Origin of the sequence: Lapidilactobacillus achengensis (assembly GCF_003946655.1) — a bacterium.
GTDB classification, from domain to species: domain Bacteria; phylum Bacillota; class Bacilli; order Lactobacillales; family Lactobacillaceae; genus Lapidilactobacillus; species Lapidilactobacillus achengensis.
Map to the genome: position 1 here is coordinate 1 of NZ_RHOV01000001.1, position 21312 is coordinate 21312.

At 50.6% G+C, this 21312-nt stretch carries 15 protein-coding genes; 12 read left to right on the forward strand and 3 right to left on the reverse strand.

What is annotated here, in order from left to right; translation table 11 throughout:
• Positions 1-259: 259 nt before the first annotated feature.
• Positions 260-2047, forward strand: coding sequence for an excinuclease ABC subunit UvrC (gene uvrC / locus EKM94_RS00005; RefSeq protein WP_125595608.1), 1788 nt, complete (start codon positions 260-262; stop codon positions 2045-2047).
• A 188-nt stretch (positions 2048-2235) separates the two neighbouring features.
• On the forward strand, positions 2236-3732 hold the full coding sequence (locus EKM94_RS00010) for an ABC transporter substrate-binding protein/permease (RefSeq protein ID WP_125595610.1): 1497 nt from the start codon (positions 2236-2238) through the stop codon (positions 3730-3732).
• A 302-nt stretch (positions 3733-4034) separates the two neighbouring features.
• Here EKM94_RS00010 and EKM94_RS00015 read toward each other — a convergent pair whose 3' ends face one another.
• From EKM94_RS00015 to EKM94_RS00025, 3 genes are all read right to left on the reverse strand, one after another.
• Positions 4035-6017: a PTS fructose transporter subunit IIABC gene (locus EKM94_RS00015; RefSeq protein WP_125595612.1), complete on the reverse strand. Its 1983-nt coding sequence runs from the start codon at positions 6015-6017 to the stop codon at positions 4035-4037.
• Between the two features lie 71 nt (positions 6018-6088).
• Positions 6089-7003 carry a 1-phosphofructokinase gene (pfkB, locus tag EKM94_RS00020; RefSeq protein WP_125595614.1) on the reverse strand — a complete coding sequence of 305 codons (915 nt, stop codon included), beginning with the start codon at positions 7001-7003 and terminating at the stop codon, positions 6089-6091.
• Positions 7000-7758 (reverse strand): DeoR/GlpR family DNA-binding transcription regulator, encoded by a 759-nt coding sequence (locus EKM94_RS00025; RefSeq protein WP_125595615.1) that lies wholly within the window; start codon positions 7756-7758, stop codon positions 7000-7002. The genes pfkB and EKM94_RS00025 overlap by 4 nt, the downstream gene beginning before the upstream one ends.
• Positions 7759-8132: 374 nt before the next feature.
• Between EKM94_RS00025 and obgE the strand changes: the two genes are divergently transcribed.
• From obgE to dnaE, 10 genes are all read left to right on the forward strand, one after another.
• Positions 8133-9425, forward strand: a complete 1293-nt coding sequence (obgE, locus tag EKM94_RS00030; RefSeq protein WP_125595617.1) for a GTPase ObgE — start codon at positions 8133-8135, stop codon at positions 9423-9425.
• 72 nt (positions 9426-9497) lie between these two features.
• Entirely contained in the window at positions 9498-11486 is a 1989-nt protein-coding gene (locus EKM94_RS00035; protein ID WP_125595619.1) for an acyltransferase family protein, read from the forward strand.
• A 113-nt stretch (positions 11487-11599) separates the two neighbouring features.
• Positions 11600-12529 (forward strand): ribonuclease Z, encoded by a 930-nt coding sequence (rnz, locus tag EKM94_RS00040; protein WP_125595621.1) that lies wholly within the window; start codon positions 11600-11602, stop codon positions 12527-12529.
• A 21-nt stretch (positions 12530-12550) separates the two neighbouring features.
• Positions 12551-13351: an SDR family NAD(P)-dependent oxidoreductase gene (locus EKM94_RS00045; protein ID WP_125595623.1), complete on the forward strand. Its 801-nt coding sequence runs from the start codon at positions 12551-12553 to the stop codon at positions 13349-13351.
• A 12-nt stretch (positions 13352-13363) separates the two neighbouring features.
• Positions 13364-13774, forward strand: a complete 411-nt coding sequence (locus EKM94_RS00050) for a lipopolysaccharide assembly protein LapA domain-containing protein (protein ID WP_125595625.1) — start codon at positions 13364-13366, stop codon at positions 13772-13774.
• A 187-nt stretch (positions 13775-13961) separates the two neighbouring features.
• Positions 13962-14150 (forward strand): 50S ribosomal protein L32, encoded by a 189-nt coding sequence (gene rpmF / locus EKM94_RS00055; RefSeq protein WP_125595627.1) that lies wholly within the window; start codon positions 13962-13964, stop codon positions 14148-14150.
• A gap of 96 nt (positions 14151-14246) precedes the next feature.
• Complete coding sequence (locus tag EKM94_RS00060) at positions 14247-14819, forward strand: DUF1836 domain-containing protein (protein WP_125595629.1); 573 nt, start codon at positions 14247-14249, stop codon at positions 14817-14819.
• Positions 14816-16366: a bifunctional metallophosphatase/5'-nucleotidase gene (locus tag EKM94_RS00065; protein WP_125595631.1), complete on the forward strand. Its 1551-nt coding sequence runs from the start codon at positions 14816-14818 to the stop codon at positions 16364-16366. The genes EKM94_RS00060 and EKM94_RS00065 overlap by 4 nt, the downstream gene beginning before the upstream one ends.
• Positions 16367-17492: 1126 nt before the next feature.
• A complete protein-coding gene (locus EKM94_RS00070; RefSeq protein ID WP_125595633.1) occupies positions 17493-17660 on the forward strand; it encodes a DUF2929 family protein in 168 nt (55 codons plus the stop codon).
• A gap of 257 nt (positions 17661-17917) precedes the next feature.
• A complete protein-coding gene (gene dnaE, locus EKM94_RS00075; protein WP_125595635.1) occupies positions 17918-21262 on the forward strand; it encodes a DNA polymerase III subunit alpha in 3345 nt (1114 codons plus the stop codon).
• The last annotated feature ends 50 nt before the right edge of the window (positions 21263-21312 follow it).

The window sequence follows — 21312 nt, forward strand, 5'->3', positions numbered from 1 at the left end:
GCGAGAGTGGCAACACGGAATCACACATTGAATCAGTAACGTGAGAAAAAATAGTCAGTATGTACTAACAGCCAGATTGGTGCCATCAGTATTCAGATAATTCTAGCAAATATCTTTATTACTAAAACCCACGTTAACTTGACGCCATCGCAGCGCGCGCTTTGTTTTTAAAAGTAAGAGAAATATCGTATAATGGAACCAGTGAGAAGATTTCAAGGTGAGCGCCAAGGCGCGCACCGTTTTTTAATGAGGTGTAGAATTGGCTTCTGAACATTTAGAGCATAAGTTAGCGTTATTGCCAGATTTGCCTGGCTGTTATTTGATGAAGAATCTGAACGCCCAGATTATATATGTTGGCAAAGCGAAAAATTTAAAGAATCGCGTGCGCTCATATTTCAAAAGTAGCCACACCGGGAAAACCGAACGTCTAGTCGCGGAGATCGTGGATTTCGAAACGATCATCACATCAACGGACAAGGAAGCTTTTCTACTGGAAATCACCTTGATCCAGAAATATCAGCCCTATTACAACATTCGTTTGAAGCAGGGCAGTGGGTATCCCTATATTAAAATCACGAACGAACGTGATCCGCGCATCATGATCACAGGGGAAATCAAAAAAGATGGCGCTTATTATTTCGGGCCGTACACCAATGTTTACGCGGCTGAGGAAACGATGCATTTCTTGCAGAAGGTTTATCCTTTGCGCCGCTGTGCCGGTCATTTAGGGCGGCCTTGCCTGTATTATCATATGGGGCAGTGTTTGGGCGCTTGTTTCCGCGAGGTGCCTGAGGCGGAATATCAGGCCCAAATTGAGAAAATCAAGCGGTTCCTTAATGGGCAAGTGGGTGCGGTGAAGCAGAAGTTGACGCGGGAAATGAATACGGCGGCGACTAGTTTACAGTTTGAGCGGGCCGCGGAATTACGGGATCAGCTGCATTACATTGATGCGACCGTCGAGAAACAGAAAATTATTTCCAACGATAATACGCCGCGGGATATTTTCGGTTATTATTTGGATAAGGGGTGGATGTCGGTCCAAATTTTCTTCATTCGCCAAGCGCGTCTGATGAAGCGGACCAAGCGCTTATTCCCAGTGGTCACAGATGAACCCATGGAAGAATTGAGTACGTTTATTTTGCAGTTTTACAATCGAAAGAACAATGTTTTGCCCAAAGAGATCTTGGTACCGAAGGAGTTGGATCATCAAGTTCTGAGTGAGATTTTGCAGGTGCCCGTCAAGACACCGGTGCGCGGGCGCAAGCGTGAATTGCAGGCGCTGGCGAATAAGAACGCGAAATTGGTGCTGAATGAGAAGTTTCGCTTATTGGAGTTGGACGAACGACAGACCATTGGGGCGCAAAACGAAATATTGGCGGCCTTGGGCTTACCAACGGGCCACGTGATCGAGGCCTTTGACCATTCCCATATCCAGGGGACGGATCCGGTGTCGGCGATGGTCAGTTTTCTCGACGGGCGCCCGGACAAACATAATTACCGTAAGTATAAGTTGCGCGGTGAGGTCGAACATCAGCGTGGCGCCGATGAAGCCGCCAATACGCGGGAAGTGATCCGCCGCCGCTATACCCGTCTGCTTAAGGAAGGGCAGAATTTGCCCGATCTCATTCTGATGGATGGAGGCATTATTGAAATGGCCGCCGCGAAAGATGTCTTGGAAAATGAACTCAATTTATTCATTCCGGTGGCGGGGATGGTCAAGAACGACAAGCACAAAACGGCGCAGCTGATTTTCGGCGAGGCTGGGACTCCGGTAACGTTGGATCCCAAATCTCAGGGCTTCTATCTGTTGCAACGCATCCAAGATGAAGTCCACCGCTTCGCGATCACCTTCCATCGGCAAACTCGGAGTAAGAACGCCTTGTCATCACGTTTAGAAACGATCCAAGGTGTGGGACCCAAGACCCGCACGAAATTACTGAAGCATTTCGGGTCACTGAAGAAAATCAAAAGCGCCTCATTGGCGGATCTGCAAGCACTAGGCATTTCCAAAACCGTCGCGCAAACAATCAAGCTGTCGATTCAATGACGGCTTTTTTTGTTGGGCAGGTGGGCCAGCGGGCGGAGCGAAGCGGGCGCCAAGAACGGGACGGCCAGAGGCATATTTCCCTTCAGTCCAGGGTTTCATGAATAAATAAAAGAATTTTCGCAAAAATAGTGCATAAATATAAAATATGGTGTATACTAATGCTATTAATTTGGTAGAGGATGTTTTTGATGAAAACAATCAAGCAGAAAATTGGGGCATTATTGGTACTAGGCTTATTGCTGGTCAGTAGTTTCAGCGGGTTGGTCAATTTGCGACCGGCGCAAGCAGCGGCGACCACCGATCCAACTTTGACCGCGATCAAGAAGCGTGGCTATATGGTTTTGGGCGTTTCCGCGGACTATCCCCCTTACGAGTTCCACAAGACAATCAATGGGGAAGACAAGATCGTCGGCTTCGACATCGCCTTGGCGCGGCAGATTGCCAAGGACATCGGCGTTGAACTGCATATCAAGGAAATGGGTTTTGATTCCTTGCTCGGTAGTTTGAAAACCGGCAAAGCGGACATGATCGTTTCGGCGATGACACCAACGCCGGAACGGAAGAAAGAGGTGGCGTTCTCCGATTCTTACTTAACCGTGGGCCAATCGGTGGTCGTCCGTAAAGATGATTTGGATAAATATAAGAGCGTGATGGATTTCAAGGGTGAGAAGGTCGGCGTTCAGAAACAGACCACCCAAGAAACTGTGGCCAAAGATGAACTGGCGGGGGCCCAGATCACCTCGTTGGAGAAAGTGACGGATTTGATTCTCAACTTGCAACAAAAGAAGGTTGCTGGGGTCGTGGTCGAAGAACCGGTGGCGGCCGCTTATGTCCAAACTAACTCAGCCTTGGCCTTATCCAAGGTCAAGTTCACCAACTCGGATTATGATTGCGCGGTGGCGGTGCCCAAGGACGCGCCAGCTTACTTGGCCAGCGTTAATCAAACCATTCGGAAGGTCAAGAAGAACGGCCAATTTACGGAATGGCGGAAAGAAGCTAATGCACAAATGTTGACCAAGCAGAACTTTCTGCAAGGTTATGGGAGCTATTTCCTTAAAGGTACTGGGATCACGATTGTGTTGACCATTATTGGTGTTTTCTTCGGGAGTCTCTTGGGCACCTTACTAGCCTTGATGAAACGGGCCAAAAACAAGTTAGTCAAAGCTATCGCCGTGGTTTATATTCAGTATTTCCGGGGCACCCCGTTGCTGGTCCAGGTTTTTATGATCTACTTCGGCACCCAAATCCTGCATCTGAATGTCTCTGCCTTCGCCTCCGCGGCGATTGCCTTGGCCTTAAATTCCGGGGCCTATGTTTCTGAAGTCATTCGTTCTGGGATCGAGGCGGTGGCCAAGGGTCAATCAGAAGCGGCCCGTTCTTTAGGCCTTTCCCAGAAACAAACGATGCGCTTAGTCGTTTTGCCGCAAGCCATCAAGACGATTCTACCTGCTTTAGGGAACGAATTTATCTCACTCTTAAAGGAATCGGCGATCGTCAGTGTGATCGGGGTCGGCGAATTGATGTTCCAGACCAGTGTGGTTCAGGGCTCAAGCTTCAAACCATTCTTACCATTGGTGATCACTTCTCTGATTTACTTCGTGTTGACCTTGTTGCTCTCCTTGCTCCTGAAATATTTCGAAAAGAAGTTGCACGCCAAGGATTCAATCAACCAAGCCGCCGATTAACAGCGCTTGATTGAAGTTCCCAGCGTGAGTGGCCTTTGGGGTAGCTAGATCTGGTGGCTCTCTAGCCTGTTGCTGTTGCTCAAGGGGTAGCACCACACCACCAGTTGACCAAGCGCCAAAAAAGCACCGCCATTCAGCGTCGAGAAAACGCGGAATGGCGGTGTTTTTTTGTTGGGCCAGGTGTGCCCAAGTCATTTTGGTGGCGAAAACCCCTGTGACGTCATCGGCGTCACAGGGGTCAGCTGGGTACTTTTATGAGACTTTGTTGCGGTGGAATCGATGTTCTAGGAATTCATGGCCCTTCAGTGTTTGGTTTTGGCGGTCAGACCAGATTTACTATCTGGTAATGGCTTCTTCCACAAACCAAGGATCAAGGCAGAAATCACGGAACCAATGATCACGGAAAGCAGATAGGCTAGCTTGTGGTCCGCCAGCGGTAAGACGAACAGGCCACCGTGAGGCGCGGGAACGTTGACGCCAAAGGCCTGGGAGATCCCGCCACCGATCGCGGCGCCAATGACGCTGGAAGTGATCACGCGCAAAGGATCTGACGCGGCGAAAGGAATGGCGCCTTCGGTAATGAAGGAAATCCCTAAGATATAGTTACTCAAACCTGAATTGCGTTCTGATTTGGTCCATTTGTTCGGCCAGATCGTGGTCGCCAAGGCGATTGCCAGCGGTGGCACCATCCCACCGACCATCACGGCGGCCATCAAAGCGCCATTTTGGGTGGTTTCAAAAGCACCAATGGCAAAGACGTAAGCAGCCTTGTTGAAGGGGCCACCCATGTCGATGGCCATCATTCCGGCCAGTAGCGCACCGAGAACGACGGCGTTGGCGGTGCCCATGTTGTTCAAGAAGTTGGTCAGGCCCAGATTGATCATGCTGAAAATCGGGTCAACAATGAAGAACATGATGCCGCCTGTCAGCAATAAACCGAGGATCGGGAAGATAAAGATGGGTTTCAAACCGTCCAGTGATTTCGGTAGGTTTTTGAAGACTTTTTTCAGCCAAAGGACAATGAAGCCGGCGATGAAACCAGCGGCTAACCCACCTAAGAAGCCAGCGGGACTCTTGGAACTGACGACGCTCATGCTGGCCTGGCTGGCCATGTAACCACCGACTAAACCGGGCATTAATGCCGGTCGATCACCAATTGCTTCGGCGATGTAGGCCGCCAAAACAGGAATCAGAAAACTGAACGCGGCGTTCCCAATTTGGTTGGGGAAGGTGAACCACAGGGATTGGTCACCAACGAAACGTTCCAGCAAGAAAGAAATTGCCATGATGATCCCGCCGGCAACGACGAAGGGCAGCATGTGGGAGATCCCGTTCATCAACTGACCATAGGCTTTGTGGCCGATCGATTCGTGATCAGCTTCGCCTTGGTCAGCGGCCGTTGCGGCGACGGCATCGCCGTCCGCATGGTAGATCGCGCCTTGTTCGTTGAGGGTCTTTTCGATTAGTTCATGGGGTTTCTTGATTCCGTCAATGACGGGGCGGTTCAATAGATGCTTGCCGGAGAAACGCGCCATTTCGACTTGTTTATCGGCGGCAATGATCACCCCTTTGGCCCGTTTGATATCGGCGGCGGTCAGTTGGTGTTTGACCCCATCAGAACCGTTTGTTTCAACTTTGATCGCGACACCCATTGCTTCGGCCTCTTTGATCAAGGCCGCTTCAGCCATGTAGGTGTGGGCGATCCCAGTGGGGCAGGCGGTAACCGCGACCACAAAAGGTTTTTCTGTTGCTTCTGGGGTTGCTGCGGGGCTGGTTTGCGCGGCCTGAGCTTGCTCTGCTGCCGCTTCGGCCGCTTCTTTAGCGTCCTTGGCCGCTTGGGCGGCGCCGAATAATTGCTGAACTTCTTCTGGTGTTTGCGCTTGTTTCAGCTTGGCCACCAGGTCAGGATCGATCAATAATGAGGAAAGCGCGGATAATGCTTGTAAGTGGGCGTTGTTGGCCCCAGCCGGTGCGGCGATCATAAAGAAGAGATGAACAGGTTGGCCGTCCAGCGCGTTATAGTCAACGCCTTGATTACTTTTGGCGAAAAGAACGGCCGCGCGGGCGACCGCGTCAGTCTTGGCATGGGGCATGGCGATCCCATCACCGATCCCGGTGGTTGATTCAGCCTCACGTTTCAAAATGGCCGCGCGATAGGTCGGCACATCTTGGACAACGCCGGCTTGGTGGTAACGGTCGATCATTTCATCGATGGCCGCTTCTTTCGTGGTTGCTTTGAGATCCATGATCATGGCATCTTTGATCAGTAAATCTTGAACTTTCATGTTAAACCTCCCAGAGTTTTTTCCTTATTTCTTCCAATTAAAGTTGCGAAAATCCGCAAGTTTGTTGCCGCTTAACGAACTGTGGTGATCTTGATTTGCGGGCGAATCGCCTCGATTTGCGTCCGATCCGCAATATCCTCAGTAAAGGCGGTGGCGCTGCCGCAAGCCAAGCCGTACTCAAAGGCCTGAACAGGATCATGATGTTGACTGAATTCACCTACAAATCCGGCAATCATTGAGTCGCCGGCGCCCACGGAGTTGACCACCGCTCCTTGTGGCGCCGCGGAATGATAAATGTGATCCGCCGTAATCAAGTAGGCGCCGGCGCCAGCCATGGAGATCAGCACATGTTGTGCGCCAGCAGTCAGTAAGCGCTGACCATGAGCCAACAGCTCGTCATCATTGGCAAAAGTAGTCTGGAACAGTTCGGCTAATTCGTGATGGTTAGGCTTGATGACCAAAGGGTGGGCTGGTAAGGTATCCAGCAGGGCTTGGCCGGTGGTGTCGACCACAAAGTCGGCGCCTTGCGCTTTGGTCAATTTGATCAATTGCGCGTAGAAATCGGTGGGTAGATCAGGTAAAAGACTGCCTGACATGATCACCACGTCCCCTGGTTTGAGTTGGTGGAATTTGGCGGTGAAGGCGGCGATCTCCGTCGTGGTTACTTGAGGGCCCGGCGCGTTGAGTTCGGTTTCTTCGCCAGCGCTGAGTTTGACGTTGATGCGACTATTGGCGGCGATTTGGGTGAAGTCGCTGTCGATTTGTTTCGCGTCCAGGGATTGTTGGACAAAGTGACCGGTGAAGCCGCCGAGAAATCCCCAAGCCCGATTACCGACGGCCAACTGATTGAGGATTTGGGAAACATTGATTCCCTTGCCCCCAGCAAGATATGCTGTTTCCTTGAGACGATTGACTTGGCCCAATGCCAGCGCTTCACCACGCATAATGTAGTCGATGGCTGGATTGACCGTAATGGTGTAAATCATAAAGTCAGCTCCTTGATGTTAGTTTGATGATAATGTTGCCGGATCTTATCGGGAATATGATTGGTGACCAACGCCGTCAACTGTTGTAAGTTGCCGAACGTGGCGAAGGCCATTTCTGAGAACTTGGACGCGTCGGTCATCACCACCGTTTGTTTGGCGTGACTGATGGCGACTTTCTTGACACTGGCCTCATCAATGCTTGGGGTCATTAGATCGCCGGAAGGTGCGACGGCGTTAGTGCCGATCAGCGCCAGATCGAAGCGATACTGAGCCAAGTCATTGACTGTCGGCGCGCCGACTAAGGCTTTGGTATCATTCTTCAAGCGTCCGGCCGGTAAATTCACCGTCAATTCCAATTCAGACAGGCGAGCGGCGGTTGTGATGCTGTTGGTCATCAGGGTCAATCCGTGGCATTCACTTAAATAGGGAATGATTTCTTGCACGGTACTGCCCGCGTCCAGGAAAATAAATTGTTGCTGATGAAGATATTGCTGAGCCACGTATTCCGCAATCTTACCCTTCTCCGAACGATGTAGCTGTTCACGATCGGTTTGAGCTTGATCGGTGGTTAGGTGGGCCAACAAACGAGCGCCACCATGGATCCGTTCCAGTAAACCTTGCTTTTCCAGTTCGTCCAGATCACGGCGAATCGTGGATTCCGACGCGTCGGTCAGGCGCACGAGTTCGTTGATCTTACAAATCTGCTGGTTCGCCAGCAACTGGAGAATGATTTGGTACCGTTGTTCAGTTAACATTGACTCACCTCATGACAGATAATAAATGATTTTCGCAGAAAAAGCAAGCTTTTTCCGTCAGAAACAATCAAAATATTTCAAAAGATTCGTCACGAACAGTAAATTAGGAAAACGCCACCAAAACTGTTTCACTGGGGCTGACCGCTCGGTGCCAACTTCTGAGGGCGGATGACAGGAAATGATTGTTTTGATCGCCTTGATTGTTTTCACGCTGAAGGTGACGCGGCGCCGACAGGGAAGTCAAATCAGGGCCCACAGAAAATAATGCCACGGATTAACGCTATTCTTAGTTTTTTGCCCGATAATTTGGTATCATAGGTAATGAACTTTTAGACGTTAAGTCAAGTTGCAGGAATTAGGAGGATGGATCACCCATGTTTGTTGATCAAATAACAATTGAAGTAAAGGCCGGAAAAGGCGGCGATGGTGCGGTTTCGTTTCGTCGTGAAAAATTTGTTCCCAATGGGGGACCGGCTGGTGGTGATGGCGGACATGGTGGTTCGATCATTCTTGTCGGTGATGAAGGCTTGCGCACGTTGCTAGATTTCCGCTATCGGCGTCATTTCAAGGCCGCCGCTGGGGAAAAAGGCATGAATAAGAGCATGTACGGTCGTGGCGCGGAAGATACCTATATCAAGGTTCCCACGGGCACCACGGTTACGGATGCCGATACCGGCGAGGTTTTAGGAGATATTGTCGCGAATCATCAAGAGCTGGTGGTCGCGGCTGGCGGTCGTGGTGGTCGCGGCAATATCCATTTCGCGACGGCCCGGAATCGCGCGCCTGAAATCGCTGAAAATGGCGAACCCGGTGAAGAACGCTTTTTGAAATTGGAATTAAAGGTTCTGGCGGATGTTGGCCTGGTCGGCTTCCCGTCGGTGGGGAAATCCACCTTGTTGTCAGTGGCGACTTCTGCCAAACCTAAGATCGCCGCTTACTCATTTACCACCTTAGTTCCCAACTTGGGCATGGTCCAATTAGACGATGGCCGTGATTTTGTGATGGCCGATTTGCCTGGATTGATTGCGGGCGCGGCTCAAGGAGTCGGGTTAGGTATTCAGTTCCTCCGCCATATTGAGCGGACACGGGTGATTTTACACTTGGTGGATATGGATCCCGATAATGGTCGGGAACCGTTGACGGATTATCAACAGATCCGCCATGAATTGGCGCAATATGATCCGCGTTTGTTGCAACGACCAGAGTTGATCGTCCCGACGAAAATGGATCTTCCTGGCGCAGCGGAACGGCTGGCGGATTTCCAAGCGGCTTTGCAAGCGGCTGGGGAAGAAGCGGAATTTATGCCGATTTCCAGTGTTAGTCATCAAGGGGTCCAACCACTTTTACAGCGCACCGCTGATCTGTTGGCTACGGCGCCGGCGGTTGATCCAATCATGGCGCAACCGGACAAAGATGTGCTTTACAGCTTTGATGAAGATCAAGCGGCCGGCTACACGATTGAAGAGGTAGCGCCGCATGAATTTGAGGTTCATGGTGACCGAATCGAGAAATTCGTGAAAATGACCAATTTGGATCACCAAGACGGCATTATGCGGTTCGCCCGGATTTTGCATAACTGGGGCATCGAAGACGCGTTGCGGGAGCATGGCGCGGAAAATGGTGACAGCGTAACGATCGCTGATTTCGTGTTTGACTTCGTTGAGTAAACTCGGCACTTTTGGTGGTTGTTGGCACGAAAAAATTTATTTTAGATTACAAGAATTAAGGGGAGAATCGTCATGCAGCGAAACATTCGCATGAAAAGAAGGTATATCAATGGGTTTAACGGGCTGCGGGCGCTAGGCGTGATCGCGGTGATTTTATATCACCTCAATCCGGATGTTTTTCGTGGTGGTTATTTAGGCGTGCCGATTTTCATGGTGCTCTCTGGTTATTTGATCACGGATCATTTACTGGCTGATTTGCGCCAAAAGGGGCGTTATGATTACCGTGGGTTTTGGCTACGGCGCATCAAGCGGTTGTATCCAACCTTGATCACGATGTTAATGGCGACGGCGGGTTATATCGTTCTTTTTCAACGCGACCTGTTGGCCAATTTACATCGAATCGTCGCGACAAACTTGATCTACCTATATAATTGGTGGCAGATCTTCAATGGGCAGTCTTATTTTGAGCGGTTTGCCAATAACGAGTCGCCCTTTACCCATTTGTGGACGCTGTCGATCGAGGGACAATTCTATCTGTTATGGCCGCTGTTGGTGATGGGAATCTGGCGTTGGTCAAAGCGCAAGAAAGCGACCGTGTTCTGGACCAGCATCGGGTTGGCGGTAGTTTCGGCCGGCTTGATGGCTTTGCTCTTCAATCCCAGCGCCGATCCCAGTCGGATCTATTATGGGACGGATACCCGGGCGTTCTCGATTCTCTTAGGGTGCGCCTTAGCGGTGGTTTGGCCCAGCGGGGAGTTACGCGGTAAATTGGCCTTAGGCGATCGCATTGGTATCGATATTATCGGCTTGATTGGTTTCGCAGGGATGATCTGGTTGACTTTGGCGCTGGATGCGCGGTCGTCTTGGCTGTATCGGGGCGGTATGGTGCTGTTTTCGCTGTTCACCGTAGTTTTGGTGGCGGTTGTTGCCCATCCTGGCGCCGATTGGGATCGTTTATTGACGAATCCGCTGTTTAATTGGTTAGGGAGTCGTAGCTATGGCATTTATCTTTACCAGTTTCCAGTCATGATCTTCTTTGAAGGCCGGATGCGCAATATCGCTGATCATCCGATTTTGTACCCAGTGATCGAAGTGATCTTGATCCTACTGTTGAGTGAGGCGTCCTATCGCTTTATTGAACGCCCCTTGGCTCGTTTTGATTATCGCCAAACATGGACTTGGTTCAAAGCCCTGTTCACCACGCCTAAAAATCGGGGAATGTTGCGTCAACGTTTCGTTGCTGGGATCATGAGTTTGATCATGATCCTAGGCCTGATCGGCGTCATTCAGGCGCCTAGTGTGCGTGCGAACACGGCGGATCATTCGGATTTGGCCAAAACGATCAAGAAAAACGCCGCGCAAACCAAGAAAGAAAACGCTAAAATTGCGGCGGCCGCGCGCTCTTCAGCTGCGGAAAGTCGCAAGGCAGCGTCGGACAAATCGTTAAGCGAGTCCTTGAGTATCTCGGCGAGCAAATCCAGTGCCGCGGAAGAATCCGAGGCGGCTAAGAATCCGGTCAACCAAGATTTGGAGAAGTATGGCTTGACCCAAGTTCAGCTCCATGCGGCGCAAAATTTACAGATCACCGGGATCGGTGATTCTGTCATGCTGGGGAGCGCGGAAGGTTATAAGCGAATCTTCCCGAAAATGTACTTGGACGCTACGGTCAGTCAACAAGTTTATACGATCCAGCCCAAAATCAAGGGTTTGCTGCAACAAGGCTTAGTCGCGACTAATGTGCTGGTGGGATTGGGCACCAACGGCTCATTTCAGGCCAACGATCTGGACGAGATCATGCATTTGTTTGGACCAGATCGCAATGTTTTTTGGATTAATGTGCATGTGCCGACTCGGGCGTGGCAGAATCAGGTCAATGCGGACCTGGCCGCCGGCGCCAAACGCTTCGCGAATTTACATGTGATTGATTGGTATGGCTACTCGAAGGCGCATGAAGATTGGTTTGCTAAAGATGATGTCCATCCTAATCCCACCGGGTCACCGTACTATTACACTTATGTTGCCAAACAGATCCTGACGACTTTGGCAGCCGCAGACAAGTAGCGCCACGGCGAACTGCGGTGGTGCGACGACTAGCACCGCATCGGCCAGTCATGACTGGCCAGTTTGTTGCGGCTTTACCTGTTATCAAAATTTGAATTAAGGTATGTGATCGAATGGAGTTAGAGTTTCTCGGAACCGGAGCGGGGGTGCCTGCTCGCGGCCGTAATGTTAGTAGTTTGGCCCTTAAAATGTTAGATGAACGAAATGAAATTTGGCTGTTTGATTGCGGTGAGGGGACCCAACAGCAGATTTTGCAAACGGCGATCCGCCCGCGCAAAGTGACCAAAATCTTTATCAGCCATTTACATGGCGATCATTTATACGGGTTGCCCGGCTTCCTATCCAGTCGCTCCAATCAAGGCGGGATCGAGCCCGTTGATCTTTACGGACCGATCGGCCTGAAGCAATACGTTCAGACTTCCTTGAAAACAACTGGAACGCGCTTGGGTTACCCGCTAAACTTTCATGAATTATCTGGGGCTGGCGTGATTTTCGCCGATGCGGGTATCACCGTCACGACGTTACCATTGGATCACCGGATCGCTTGTTTCGGTTATCGCGTGGTTGAAGCAGACCTTCCCGGTGAGTTATTAGTGGCAAAATTACGCGAGTTGCAGGTTCCCTCAGGCCCGATTTATGGTAAGCTAAAGGCAGGTCAGCAGGTGACTTTGCCCGATGGTCGCCAGTTGGATGGTCGTGATTTTGTGGGTCCGAATAAACCCGGTCGTATCGTGACCATTATTAGTGACACGCGGCAGACGCCGAATATTTTAAAGTTGGCGGAACAAGCCGATGTGTTGGTCCACGAAAGCACCTTCAGTCAGGCTGAGGCTCGCTTAGCGCATCAATATTTCCATTCTACGTCGACGCAGGCGGCCAAGGTGGCGCAACGAGCGCATTGCCACCAATTGTTGCTTACTCATATTTCCGCTCGCTATTTGGGCAAGGGTGTGCATCAATTGCAGTCTGAAGCGCAGCATATTTTCAAGGCAACTCGGGTAGTCAATGATTTCGATATTATCCCAGTCCCTTTCGCGGATTGAGTGATCAGGAGGTAATCGAATATGACAGATTCTGATTTGGCATTACGGCATAAAGTCGTCGTCATCACCGGCGCTTCTTCAGGGATGGGACGTGATATTGCGCTAGAGGCGGCCAGTCGCGGCGCGCGGTTGTTTTTGTTGGCGCGGCGGGTCCCTGAATTGATGGAAGTTAAAGCTCAGTGTGAACGGCTGTCTCATGAAACAACGACAGTTATTCCCGTTGATTTAGGTGATCTTGACGCCTTGGAGGCGGCGGTTGCAGAAATTCGTGCGGCCACACGCCAAGTGGACGTCTTGGTCAATGCGGCTGGCTTTGGTGATTTTGAAAGCTTCACCGACATTCCGGTGGCGCGGATCGAGCAGATGTTCCGGGTCAACGTGCTGGGGTTAATGATTTTGACGCGGGAATTGGTGCCGTTGTTGGTCAACACGCGGGGCCATATCATCAATTTCGGTTCGATGGCGGGTAAGATCCAAACACCGAAATCAGCGGTTTACGCGGCGACGAAAGCGGCTGTGATCGCCTTTTCCAACTCGTTACGCCTGGAGGTCAAGCCTTTGGGAATCAAGGTCACCACGATCAATCCCGGCCCGGTCAAGACTGATTTCTTCGCGACCGCTGATCAAGGCAATCAATATTTGGCTAAAATCGCTTGGTTGGCGCTAGATTCTGAACGCTTGGCGCAGCGGATCGTCGGCGTTTTTGGCCGTGATGTGCGGGAAATCAATACACCGTGGATCATGGAAGTCGCCGCGCGCATCTATCCATTGGTGCCGCATTTAGGTGATTTCTTAGCCAGCACATTAGGCAATCAGAAATAGGGGTCGGGTAAAATGAAAAAGCAAACGAGTTTCATTATTGGGCTAGTACTCGCTTTAGTCGTGGTTATCTTTGCGGTTTTGAACGTGGCGCCAACCGTGATCAATTTCGGGTTCGTTAAAGTCAAACTACCACTGATCATTATTCTGATCCTGGCTTTGATTTTGGGTGCGCTGATTGCGCTGTTGTTGTCAACTACGGGGAGTATTTCCCACAAACGCCAACAAAAGCAATTGACGCAAGAAATCAGTTCATTGAAGCAGAACCAACAGGCAACGATCGACCAAGCGGTGGCTGACGCCCGAGAAAAGCAACGGCAAGAATTGAAGGAAAAAGAGCAAACCATTGCCGCTCTTGAGGCGCAGTTATCAGACCAGCGCGCCTCCCATCAAATGGCCGGTGGTTCCAACGAATCCGAGCAATAATGTTGGCGGTTGACAACTGGCGCCGGTCAGCGACCACGAAAAAAATCGGCAGCGCGACTGACGAGAAAGTTAAATTTTACTTGCCATCAAGGAACATTGATAGTATCATGGATAGGTGAACGAAAACAGCATCTATTACGTTGCTTTGATCTCGCTTAAATAGTTGATTTGAAAAGGAGTTTTTAAAATGGCAGTCCCTGCACGTCGCACTTCTAAAATGAAAAAGCGCCAACGTCGTGGTCATATCAAGTTGCAAACACCTAACTTGCAATTCGACGCGGCAAATGGTGAATATCGCTTGAATCATCACGTTTCCCCTAAAGGTTTCTACAAGGGTAGCCAAGTGATCAAGAAGGCTGAAGAAGCTAATAATTAGTCCGCTTAGCGGGCTTTTTTATTTGTCCAATTCTGGTAGCAAGGCTAGCTAGTTTTCATTATGATGTGTTAAACTGGTGCTAGTGAGGTGTCATAAATGGAAAAGCAAAAGTTTGCCCAATATTTACAACAGATCCAAGTGCTGACAATTCCTCGGTGGAGCGAATTGCCGCAATTTGATTTGTACATGGATCAGGTGGTCAGCTTCATCAACAAAATGTTGGAGCCCCTTGAGTTCGATGAGTTAACCCCGGCGATGATCAACAATTATGTTAAGGCGGGTTTGGTGCGGGCGCCGCAGAAGAAGCGTTATAGCCAGCAACAACTGGCCCGGTTGATCGTGATCGCGATCTTGAAAAGTGTTTTTTCGATTGGCGAAATCAAACAAGGACTGCATTTGGTGGTCCATCCGGACAAGAATTCCCAAACCTACGATTATTTCGTGACCGTCTTTTTGAAAACAATTCAAGATGTGGTCGGCGACTTCGCCAACGAAGTGGTGATCACAGCGGCGAAACAGGACGATTTGGTGGTTGAAACCACCAATTTAGTGAAGTTAAGTTGTAGCGCCGTCGTTCAGCGGACGGTGGTCTTGAAGCTTTTAGGCAAGCTGGAGGCCCAACAAGCCGAGGAAGCCACACTGAAAATCGAGGAGAGTCAGAAAAAATGAAATTAACGATTCTATCTACCAGTGATACCCACGGCTATCTATTGCCCACTGACTATACTAGCCGCAACAGTCAGAAATCATATGGGTTAACGCGGGCGGCTACGGTGATCAAGGAACAAGTCGCCGCGGCTGGTGCCGATCCAGTGCTGGTGATCGAGAACGGCGACTTCCTGCAAGGTTCTCCCTTGGCTTACTATGCGGCCAAGGTTAGTCATGATTTGCGGCCGTTGTCCCAAGCTTATAACCAAATTCCCTACCAAATCGGCATTGTTGGTAATCACGAATTCAATTATGGCGCTGATTATTTAAGGACCGCAATTCAACAAAGTTCTCGTCATTTTCTTTGCGCCAATATTTTAGACGCCAGCGGGCAACCTGCTTTTGGACAACCCTATGAGCTTGTGCGATTTGGTGCTCTGACGGTCGCTGTGCTTGGGTTGACCACGCAATACATCCCGCACTGGGAAGCGCCAGAGAAAATACAAGGGCTTCAATTCCGGTCAGCTGTCGCTACCGCCGAAGACTATGTTCCTAAATTACGAGCATTGGCCGATGTGGTTGTGGTCGCTTATCATGGTGGTTTTGAGCGTGATTTGACCACGAACGCGCCCACCGAAGCGTTGACTGGGGAAAACGAAGGCTCGGCGTTGGCGTTGATTCCAGGAATCGATGCCTTAGTGACTGGCCATCAACATCGGGAATTAGCGGCTCAATTAGGCACGGTACCGATCACCCAACCAGGTTCAAAAGGGGAATTCGTCGGGAAAATCACGTTGACGGTGAATGAAGCCCAACAGGTGACCGCTAGTCAGGCCGAATTATTGCCAACGGGAACTGCCCAACCAGCGGCAGAATTAGTGAACGCCTTGACGCCCACCAATCAAGCGGTGGAGGATTGGCTTGATCAACCTTTGGGCACAACGACCGGCGATTTGACGATTACCGATCCGATGGCTGTACGATTACGGCCGCATCCTTATATCCAGTTCGTCCAAGATGTTCAGCGCGCGGCCACTGGCGCGAAGATCTCCGGCACCGCCTTGTTCAACAATGACGGTCGCGGTTTTGACCACGTGATCACCTTCCGCTCGGTGCTGACCAACTACATTTATCCCAACACCCTCGCCGTGGAAAAAATCACAGGCGCTGATTTACGCGCAGCCCTAGAGCAATCGGCGGAATATTTCTCGCTGGATCCACAGGGTCAGATCGTGGTTTCCGACCGCTTTAAGCAGCCAAAGCCGCAGCATTATAATTATGATATGTACGCGGGCATCAATTACGTGATCAACGTGGCCCGCCCAGTCGGCCACCGCATCACCAGCTTAACTTATCAAGGAGCGCCAGTTCGCGATGATCAAGCGCTGACAGTAGTGATCAATCAATATCGGGCCGTTGGTGGTGGCAATTACGCCATGTTTAAGGCGGACAAGATCGTCCAGGAAAATCCGGCGGATATGACGGAACTGATCGCTGATTATTTACGGCAACATCCGCAGGTCAGCGCTAAGACCGAGGATAATTTCCGCGTGATTGCCCAAGATTAGACTTGGGTGGTTGGTATTGGGGCATCTGATTAAATTTGTCCGTTGGCGTTCGCCTAATTGCAGGTATGCTGGGTTTGGATGCGGACGCAACCGCCTCAGGCCGTTTGTCGTGGCTGGAACGCGGTGGACGCTGTTTTGAGCCAACCCGCAAAGTGCGCGGCTTGTCTCAAAATCAGGTCTTTGTCTAAGTGATAAATCACTAAGACAAATTTCACCGCTGAGCCACACGTCCTGAGGCGGTTGCTAGGCAGAATTGCGCCTATCTGCAATTGAAGTTGGGTATTTGACGAAGTGCTTTTGCAAGCTAGCGGTCAAAATAATGGCCAACTTTTGGGGTGGTACGGCAATGCCAGCGGATTTGAGGTTATCAGCTAGACTATTTCAAGTCGTGCAATCGTGTTGACTGAGCATCACGCCAAATCGTCCACGAGTACGATTCGGCCGATTCATCCAGAACTTGCTTGAGTTCTTCAGGTCAACTATTCCGTTGTTACCAAGATCGAGCTAGTGACCTCTAACCATGATCGTCAATTGCGGAGATCTCTATCAATTGGACATAGCTTGTCAATTAGCGCGAGTGCCCAAAATTAGACTTGAGCGTTGGCGCTGGGTGCATCTGATTAAATTTGTCCGTTGGCGTTCGCCTAATTGCAGGTATGCCGGGTTTGGATGGGGACGCAACCGCCTCAGGCCGTTTGTCGTGGCTGGAAACGTGTTCGCCGACCCAGCTCCCTGCGCTTAGCTACGCAATCGTTCCGGAAGCAAAATACAGCTTCCAAAACAATTGCTAGGCTTATGCTCAGGAGCTACCCAGGTCGGTTCACACTCTGGCGTTGGTGGGCTGTTCGCTCGTTTGGCGGAAGGTCGGGCTGGGGGTGAGTCAGCCGCGATATTATTGTTGGCGATTTATCGCCTAGAATAAGGCCGAGCTTGAAGCTTTTCGGTGGTTTTCCGAAAAGCTTCAAGTCGTGCCCGCCGCGTTCCACCACCCCCAGCCCGACCTGGAGCCTCACCACATCTGCAATCCACCAACGCCCGCGCAGCGGGCTGATTGAACAAATATTTGAAATCATTTGGCAAGCTTGCCTTTTTATGCTACTATAATGCTTTGAAAGAAGGGTCGATCATGAAACGAATCGTGGTTATTTTTTGGTCATTGCTCTTGGGAATCGTCGCAGGATTTATCGGCGCGAAACTCGACCAGAGCAACTTTAACTTACAAACGAGTTTGATCGCCTTTTTCGTGTTCGGTCTGTTATTGAATTTCGTTCCGGGAATTGTCAAGAACAGCTGAGTTCGAGATTGGGTTTTGACAGAGTTAGATGTAAATATCCATTTAGAAAAGTGCTGGCGGCGAAACGTAATGTTTCATCACCCACTTTTTTATTTTGGCGTGATTTGGCAGCGGACGTGGTTCGCCGGGATCAAGACTGGCCGAACTGGGCGATTTGAGCCGTGTGCGCCGCGAATCATCGGCGTATTGGCCGGGCTAGCTTGACCGCAAACTCTGGATCTTTGGTATAATGGATTTATTAGAAAGGAACGAGTGAAATGGCTGATTTTGTTGATTTACAAGTCCGCAGTTGCTTTAGCTTACTGCAAAGCTCGATCACGATCGACGCTTTGATCGCCGCTGCCAAAACGCAGGGACATGAAGCGCTGGCCTTGACTGATTTCAATACAATGTATGGCGCCGTTAGTTTTTATCGGGCGGCGACGGCGGCGGGAATCAAGCCTTTGATCGGACTAACGGTGCAACTTCCAGGATTATTGGCTGAAAATCAGCAGGCGGAATTGATTTTTATCGCGCGCAATAATCATGGGTTACATCAGTTATTTCGCTTGTCCTCATTGAAAATGACGACGCCGGATTTAACTTGGGCCCAACTGGCGACCGAATGTCAGGACCTAATCGTGATCATGCCGGCATTGACCAGCGAGACGGCAGCAATCATTGATTTGCCAGCTGCCCAACAGGATCTGTGGTGGCAACAGTTTCAACCGCTATTTGCGCAAACGCCATTGTACTGGGGGATCACGACCCGTGGACAAACAGGGGCAATGCGACGGGCGGCCACTAAACTGGCGGCGAAATGGCAAATCCCACTGGTGGCCTTGGATGATGTGCGCTATTTGACCAGCGAGGACGCGTTTACCAATGATGTCTTGGCGGCGATTGGCCAGGGCCAGCAACTGGATCAGCCTTTGATCCAGTCCCAACAACAGGGGCAATACTATTTGGATCCGCCTGAAGTCAGCGCCCAACGTTATCAACAGGCTGAGCTTGAAGGCGCGGCGGCCAACACTGTTAAAATCGCGCAGCAGTGCCAGGTCCAATTTGATTTCAAACGAGCGGAATTGCCCCGTTTCCCCACACCAGCAGGGGTCAGTTCGGCGGATTATTTGGCGCAACTGGCGCAACGGGGGCTGGCGCGCCGGTTGCAGACCAAGTCCGGGGTCAAACCTGGCGCTTACCAGCAACGGCTTGCGGAAGAATTGAAGATCATCATTCAAATGGGTTTTGCGGATTATTTCCTGATCGTCTGGGATGTGATCAAACAGGCCCACCAACTCAAAATCATGATCGGGCCGGGTCGGGGATCGGCCGCGGGGTCGTTGGTGGCTTATAGTCTGGGCATTACAGACGTGGATCCGCTGACCTATCAGCTGCTGTTTGAACGTTTCTTGAATCCGGAACGAGTCTCCATGCCAGATATTGATTTGGATATTCCTGATGATCGGCGGGATGAACTGATTCATTACATGCACGATCATTATGGTGACGCGCACATGGCGCAGATCATTACCTTTGGAACCATGGCCGCGAAACAAGCCTTGCGTGATGTGGGGCGGGTTTTGGGCCTGAGTCAGCCAGAGATGAACGAGTGGTCTCGGGCCATCACGGATAGTCGGTTGGATCTGCGGGAAGCCTACAAACACTCCGACGGGTTGAAGAATTTAGTGGCGACCAGCGATCGCAATCGTCTCTTGTTTGTGACCGCGTTGAAAATCGAAGGGTTGCCCCGTCACTTCTCGACCCACGCGGCGGGTATTGTGTTGAGTGCCCAAGCCTTGACCGATACGGTGCCCGTCCAAAATGGCACCGAGGATATTAAGCTGACGCAGTTTCCAAAAGGTGATGTGGAAGCGCTGGGCCTACTGAAAATGGATTTCTTGGGGTTACGCAATTTAACGATCCTTGCCAACACGTTGCGCAGTATTCGCCAGCAGCCAGGATCAGCCGATTTCGACCCCCACCAAATCCCGTTGAATGATCCGGAAACTATGGCCTTATTCCAGCGCGGGGACACAGACGGCGTTTTCCAATTTGAATCGGGGGGCATTCGCCAAGTTTTGATCAAGTTGCACCCCACTAGTTTCGCGGATATTGTAGCGACTAACGCGTTGTACCGGCCCGGACCAATGGAAAATATCGATACGTTCGTGGCCCGGAAAAATGGCCGTCAACCAATTGCCTATCCAGACCCAGCCTTGGCGCCAGTCTTACATGATACTTATGGTGTGTTGGTTTACCAAGAACAAGTCATGCAAGTTGCTGTGTTGATGGGTGGGTTCACCATGGCCCAAGCGGATAACCTTCGCCGCGCCGTCAGCAAGAAAAGTCGCAGCGCTCTTGACGCGGCCAAGGAACAGTTCTTGACCGGGGCCCAAGGGCAGGGCTTCTCCTTGGAAGTGGCGCAAACGGTTTATGATTACATTGAACGTTTTGCCAATTATGGCTTCAATAAATCTCACGCGGTCGCTTATAGCATGGTGGCAGTTTGGTTGGCCTATTTGAAAGTTCATTATCCAGCGCCGTTTTTCTTGGCGCTGTTGAACGCTAACCTGAATAACCAACAAAAAGTCGCGAACTATTTGCAAGAGCTGCGCGGCCGGCACATCAAGATCCATGGACCAGATATCAATGAAAGCCGCTTTGGTTTTATCTTGAAAGGTGAGCAGGTTTACTTTGGTTTCAGTTCAATCAAGGGCTTGCGGCGCGATTGGTGCCAGCAGATCTTGGCGGAACGACAGGCGCGCGGTCGTTTTCAAAGTGTCACAGATTTCTTGAAAAGATTACCAGAGAAATTGTTGAAAACTGACTTTCTCACGATTTTGGCTCAGGTCGGGTGTTTCGACCAATTTGATCAGAATCGGCATCAAACGGTGCTCAACATGACCGACTTAAGTGAAAGTTTGCAGTTGGCCGGCAGCAGTATGCCGTTGTTCGATGTTTTGGCGCCGAAAGTGGAGCACGTGGCCGACTACGATAATCAAACGCGGTTGTCGCTGGAGAAGGAACTGCTGGGCGTTTATGTGTCGGGGCATCCTTTGTCCAACTATACCCAGGCCTTTCAGCGAGCCCGCGCCCAAACCTTGGCCCAATTACCACCAGCAGGTCAGCGGACGACGATCTTGGTGTACCTCACCGGGCTCAAGACAATCAGAACCAAGCGCGGGGAACAGATGGCTTTTCTGAAAGTTGAGGACCTAACCGCCGAAATGGATGTCACGGTCTTCCCGCAAACGTATCGGCAGTCCCACGAACTCTTGCAAAACGGGGCGATCTTGCTGCTGCAAGGAAAAGTCGATCAAAGGGCGGGGCGGCAAGGCCGAGCGCAATTTATTGCCGAACAGATCGCCACCGTTTCCGCCGATCAAAAAGTCGCGACCCTCTTTTTGCAGTTGACCGCCGCGACGGATCAGGTGGCTGTGAAACAAAAGCTTGAAAAAACACTGCTTTCCCATCGGGGACTTTCACCAGTTATCATTCATTTTGCAACAACCAAGAAAAACGTTCGCTTAGATCAACGCTTTCAAGTTCAGGTGTCCAGCGAGCTTCTAGCCGCATTGGCTCAATTGTTGGGTAGTGATAATGTGGTTGTCCGGAACTGACTTTCTGAAAAAAATCGGCGATTTCAAATATTTTTACTTTTTTTCAGTTT

What these genes read in the sequence shown, in the direction of transcription:
- EKM94_RS00010 (WP_125595610.1), top strand. Translation starts at nt 2,236, where the DNA reads ATGAAAACAATCAAGCAGAAAATTGGGGCATTATTGGTACTAGGCTTA.
- EKM94_RS00015 (WP_125595612.1), bottom strand. Translation starts at nt 6,017, where the DNA reads ATGAAAGTTCAAGATTTACTGATCAAAGATGCCATGATCATGGATCTC.
- pfkB (WP_125595614.1), bottom strand. Translation starts at nt 7,003, where the DNA reads ATGATTTACACCATTACGGTCAATCCAGCCATCGACTACATTATGCGT.
- EKM94_RS00025 (WP_125595615.1), bottom strand. Translation starts at nt 7,758, where the DNA reads ATGTTAACTGAACAACGGTACCAAATCATTCTCCAGTTGCTGGCGAAC.
- obgE (WP_125595617.1), top strand. Translation starts at nt 8,133, where the DNA reads ATGTTTGTTGATCAAATAACAATTGAAGTAAAGGCCGGAAAAGGCGGC.
- EKM94_RS00035 (WP_125595619.1), top strand. Translation starts at nt 9,498, where the DNA reads ATGCAGCGAAACATTCGCATGAAAAGAAGGTATATCAATGGGTTTAAC.
- rnz (WP_125595621.1), top strand. Translation starts at nt 11,600, where the DNA reads ATGGAGTTAGAGTTTCTCGGAACCGGAGCGGGGGTGCCTGCTCGCGGC.
- EKM94_RS00045 (WP_125595623.1), top strand. Translation starts at nt 12,551, where the DNA reads ATGACAGATTCTGATTTGGCATTACGGCATAAAGTCGTCGTCATCACC.
- EKM94_RS00050 (WP_125595625.1), top strand. Translation starts at nt 13,364, where the DNA reads ATGAAAAAGCAAACGAGTTTCATTATTGGGCTAGTACTCGCTTTAGTC.
- rpmF (WP_125595627.1), top strand. Translation starts at nt 13,962, where the DNA reads ATGGCAGTCCCTGCACGTCGCACTTCTAAAATGAAAAAGCGCCAACGT.
- EKM94_RS00060 (WP_125595629.1), top strand. Translation starts at nt 14,247, where the DNA reads ATGGAAAAGCAAAAGTTTGCCCAATATTTACAACAGATCCAAGTGCTG.
- EKM94_RS00065 (WP_125595631.1), top strand. Translation starts at nt 14,816, where the DNA reads ATGAAATTAACGATTCTATCTACCAGTGATACCCACGGCTATCTATTG.
- EKM94_RS00070 (WP_125595633.1), top strand. Translation starts at nt 17,493, where the DNA reads ATGAAACGAATCGTGGTTATTTTTTGGTCATTGCTCTTGGGAATCGTC.
- dnaE (WP_125595635.1), top strand. Translation starts at nt 17,918, where the DNA reads ATGGCTGATTTTGTTGATTTACAAGTCCGCAGTTGCTTTAGCTTACTG.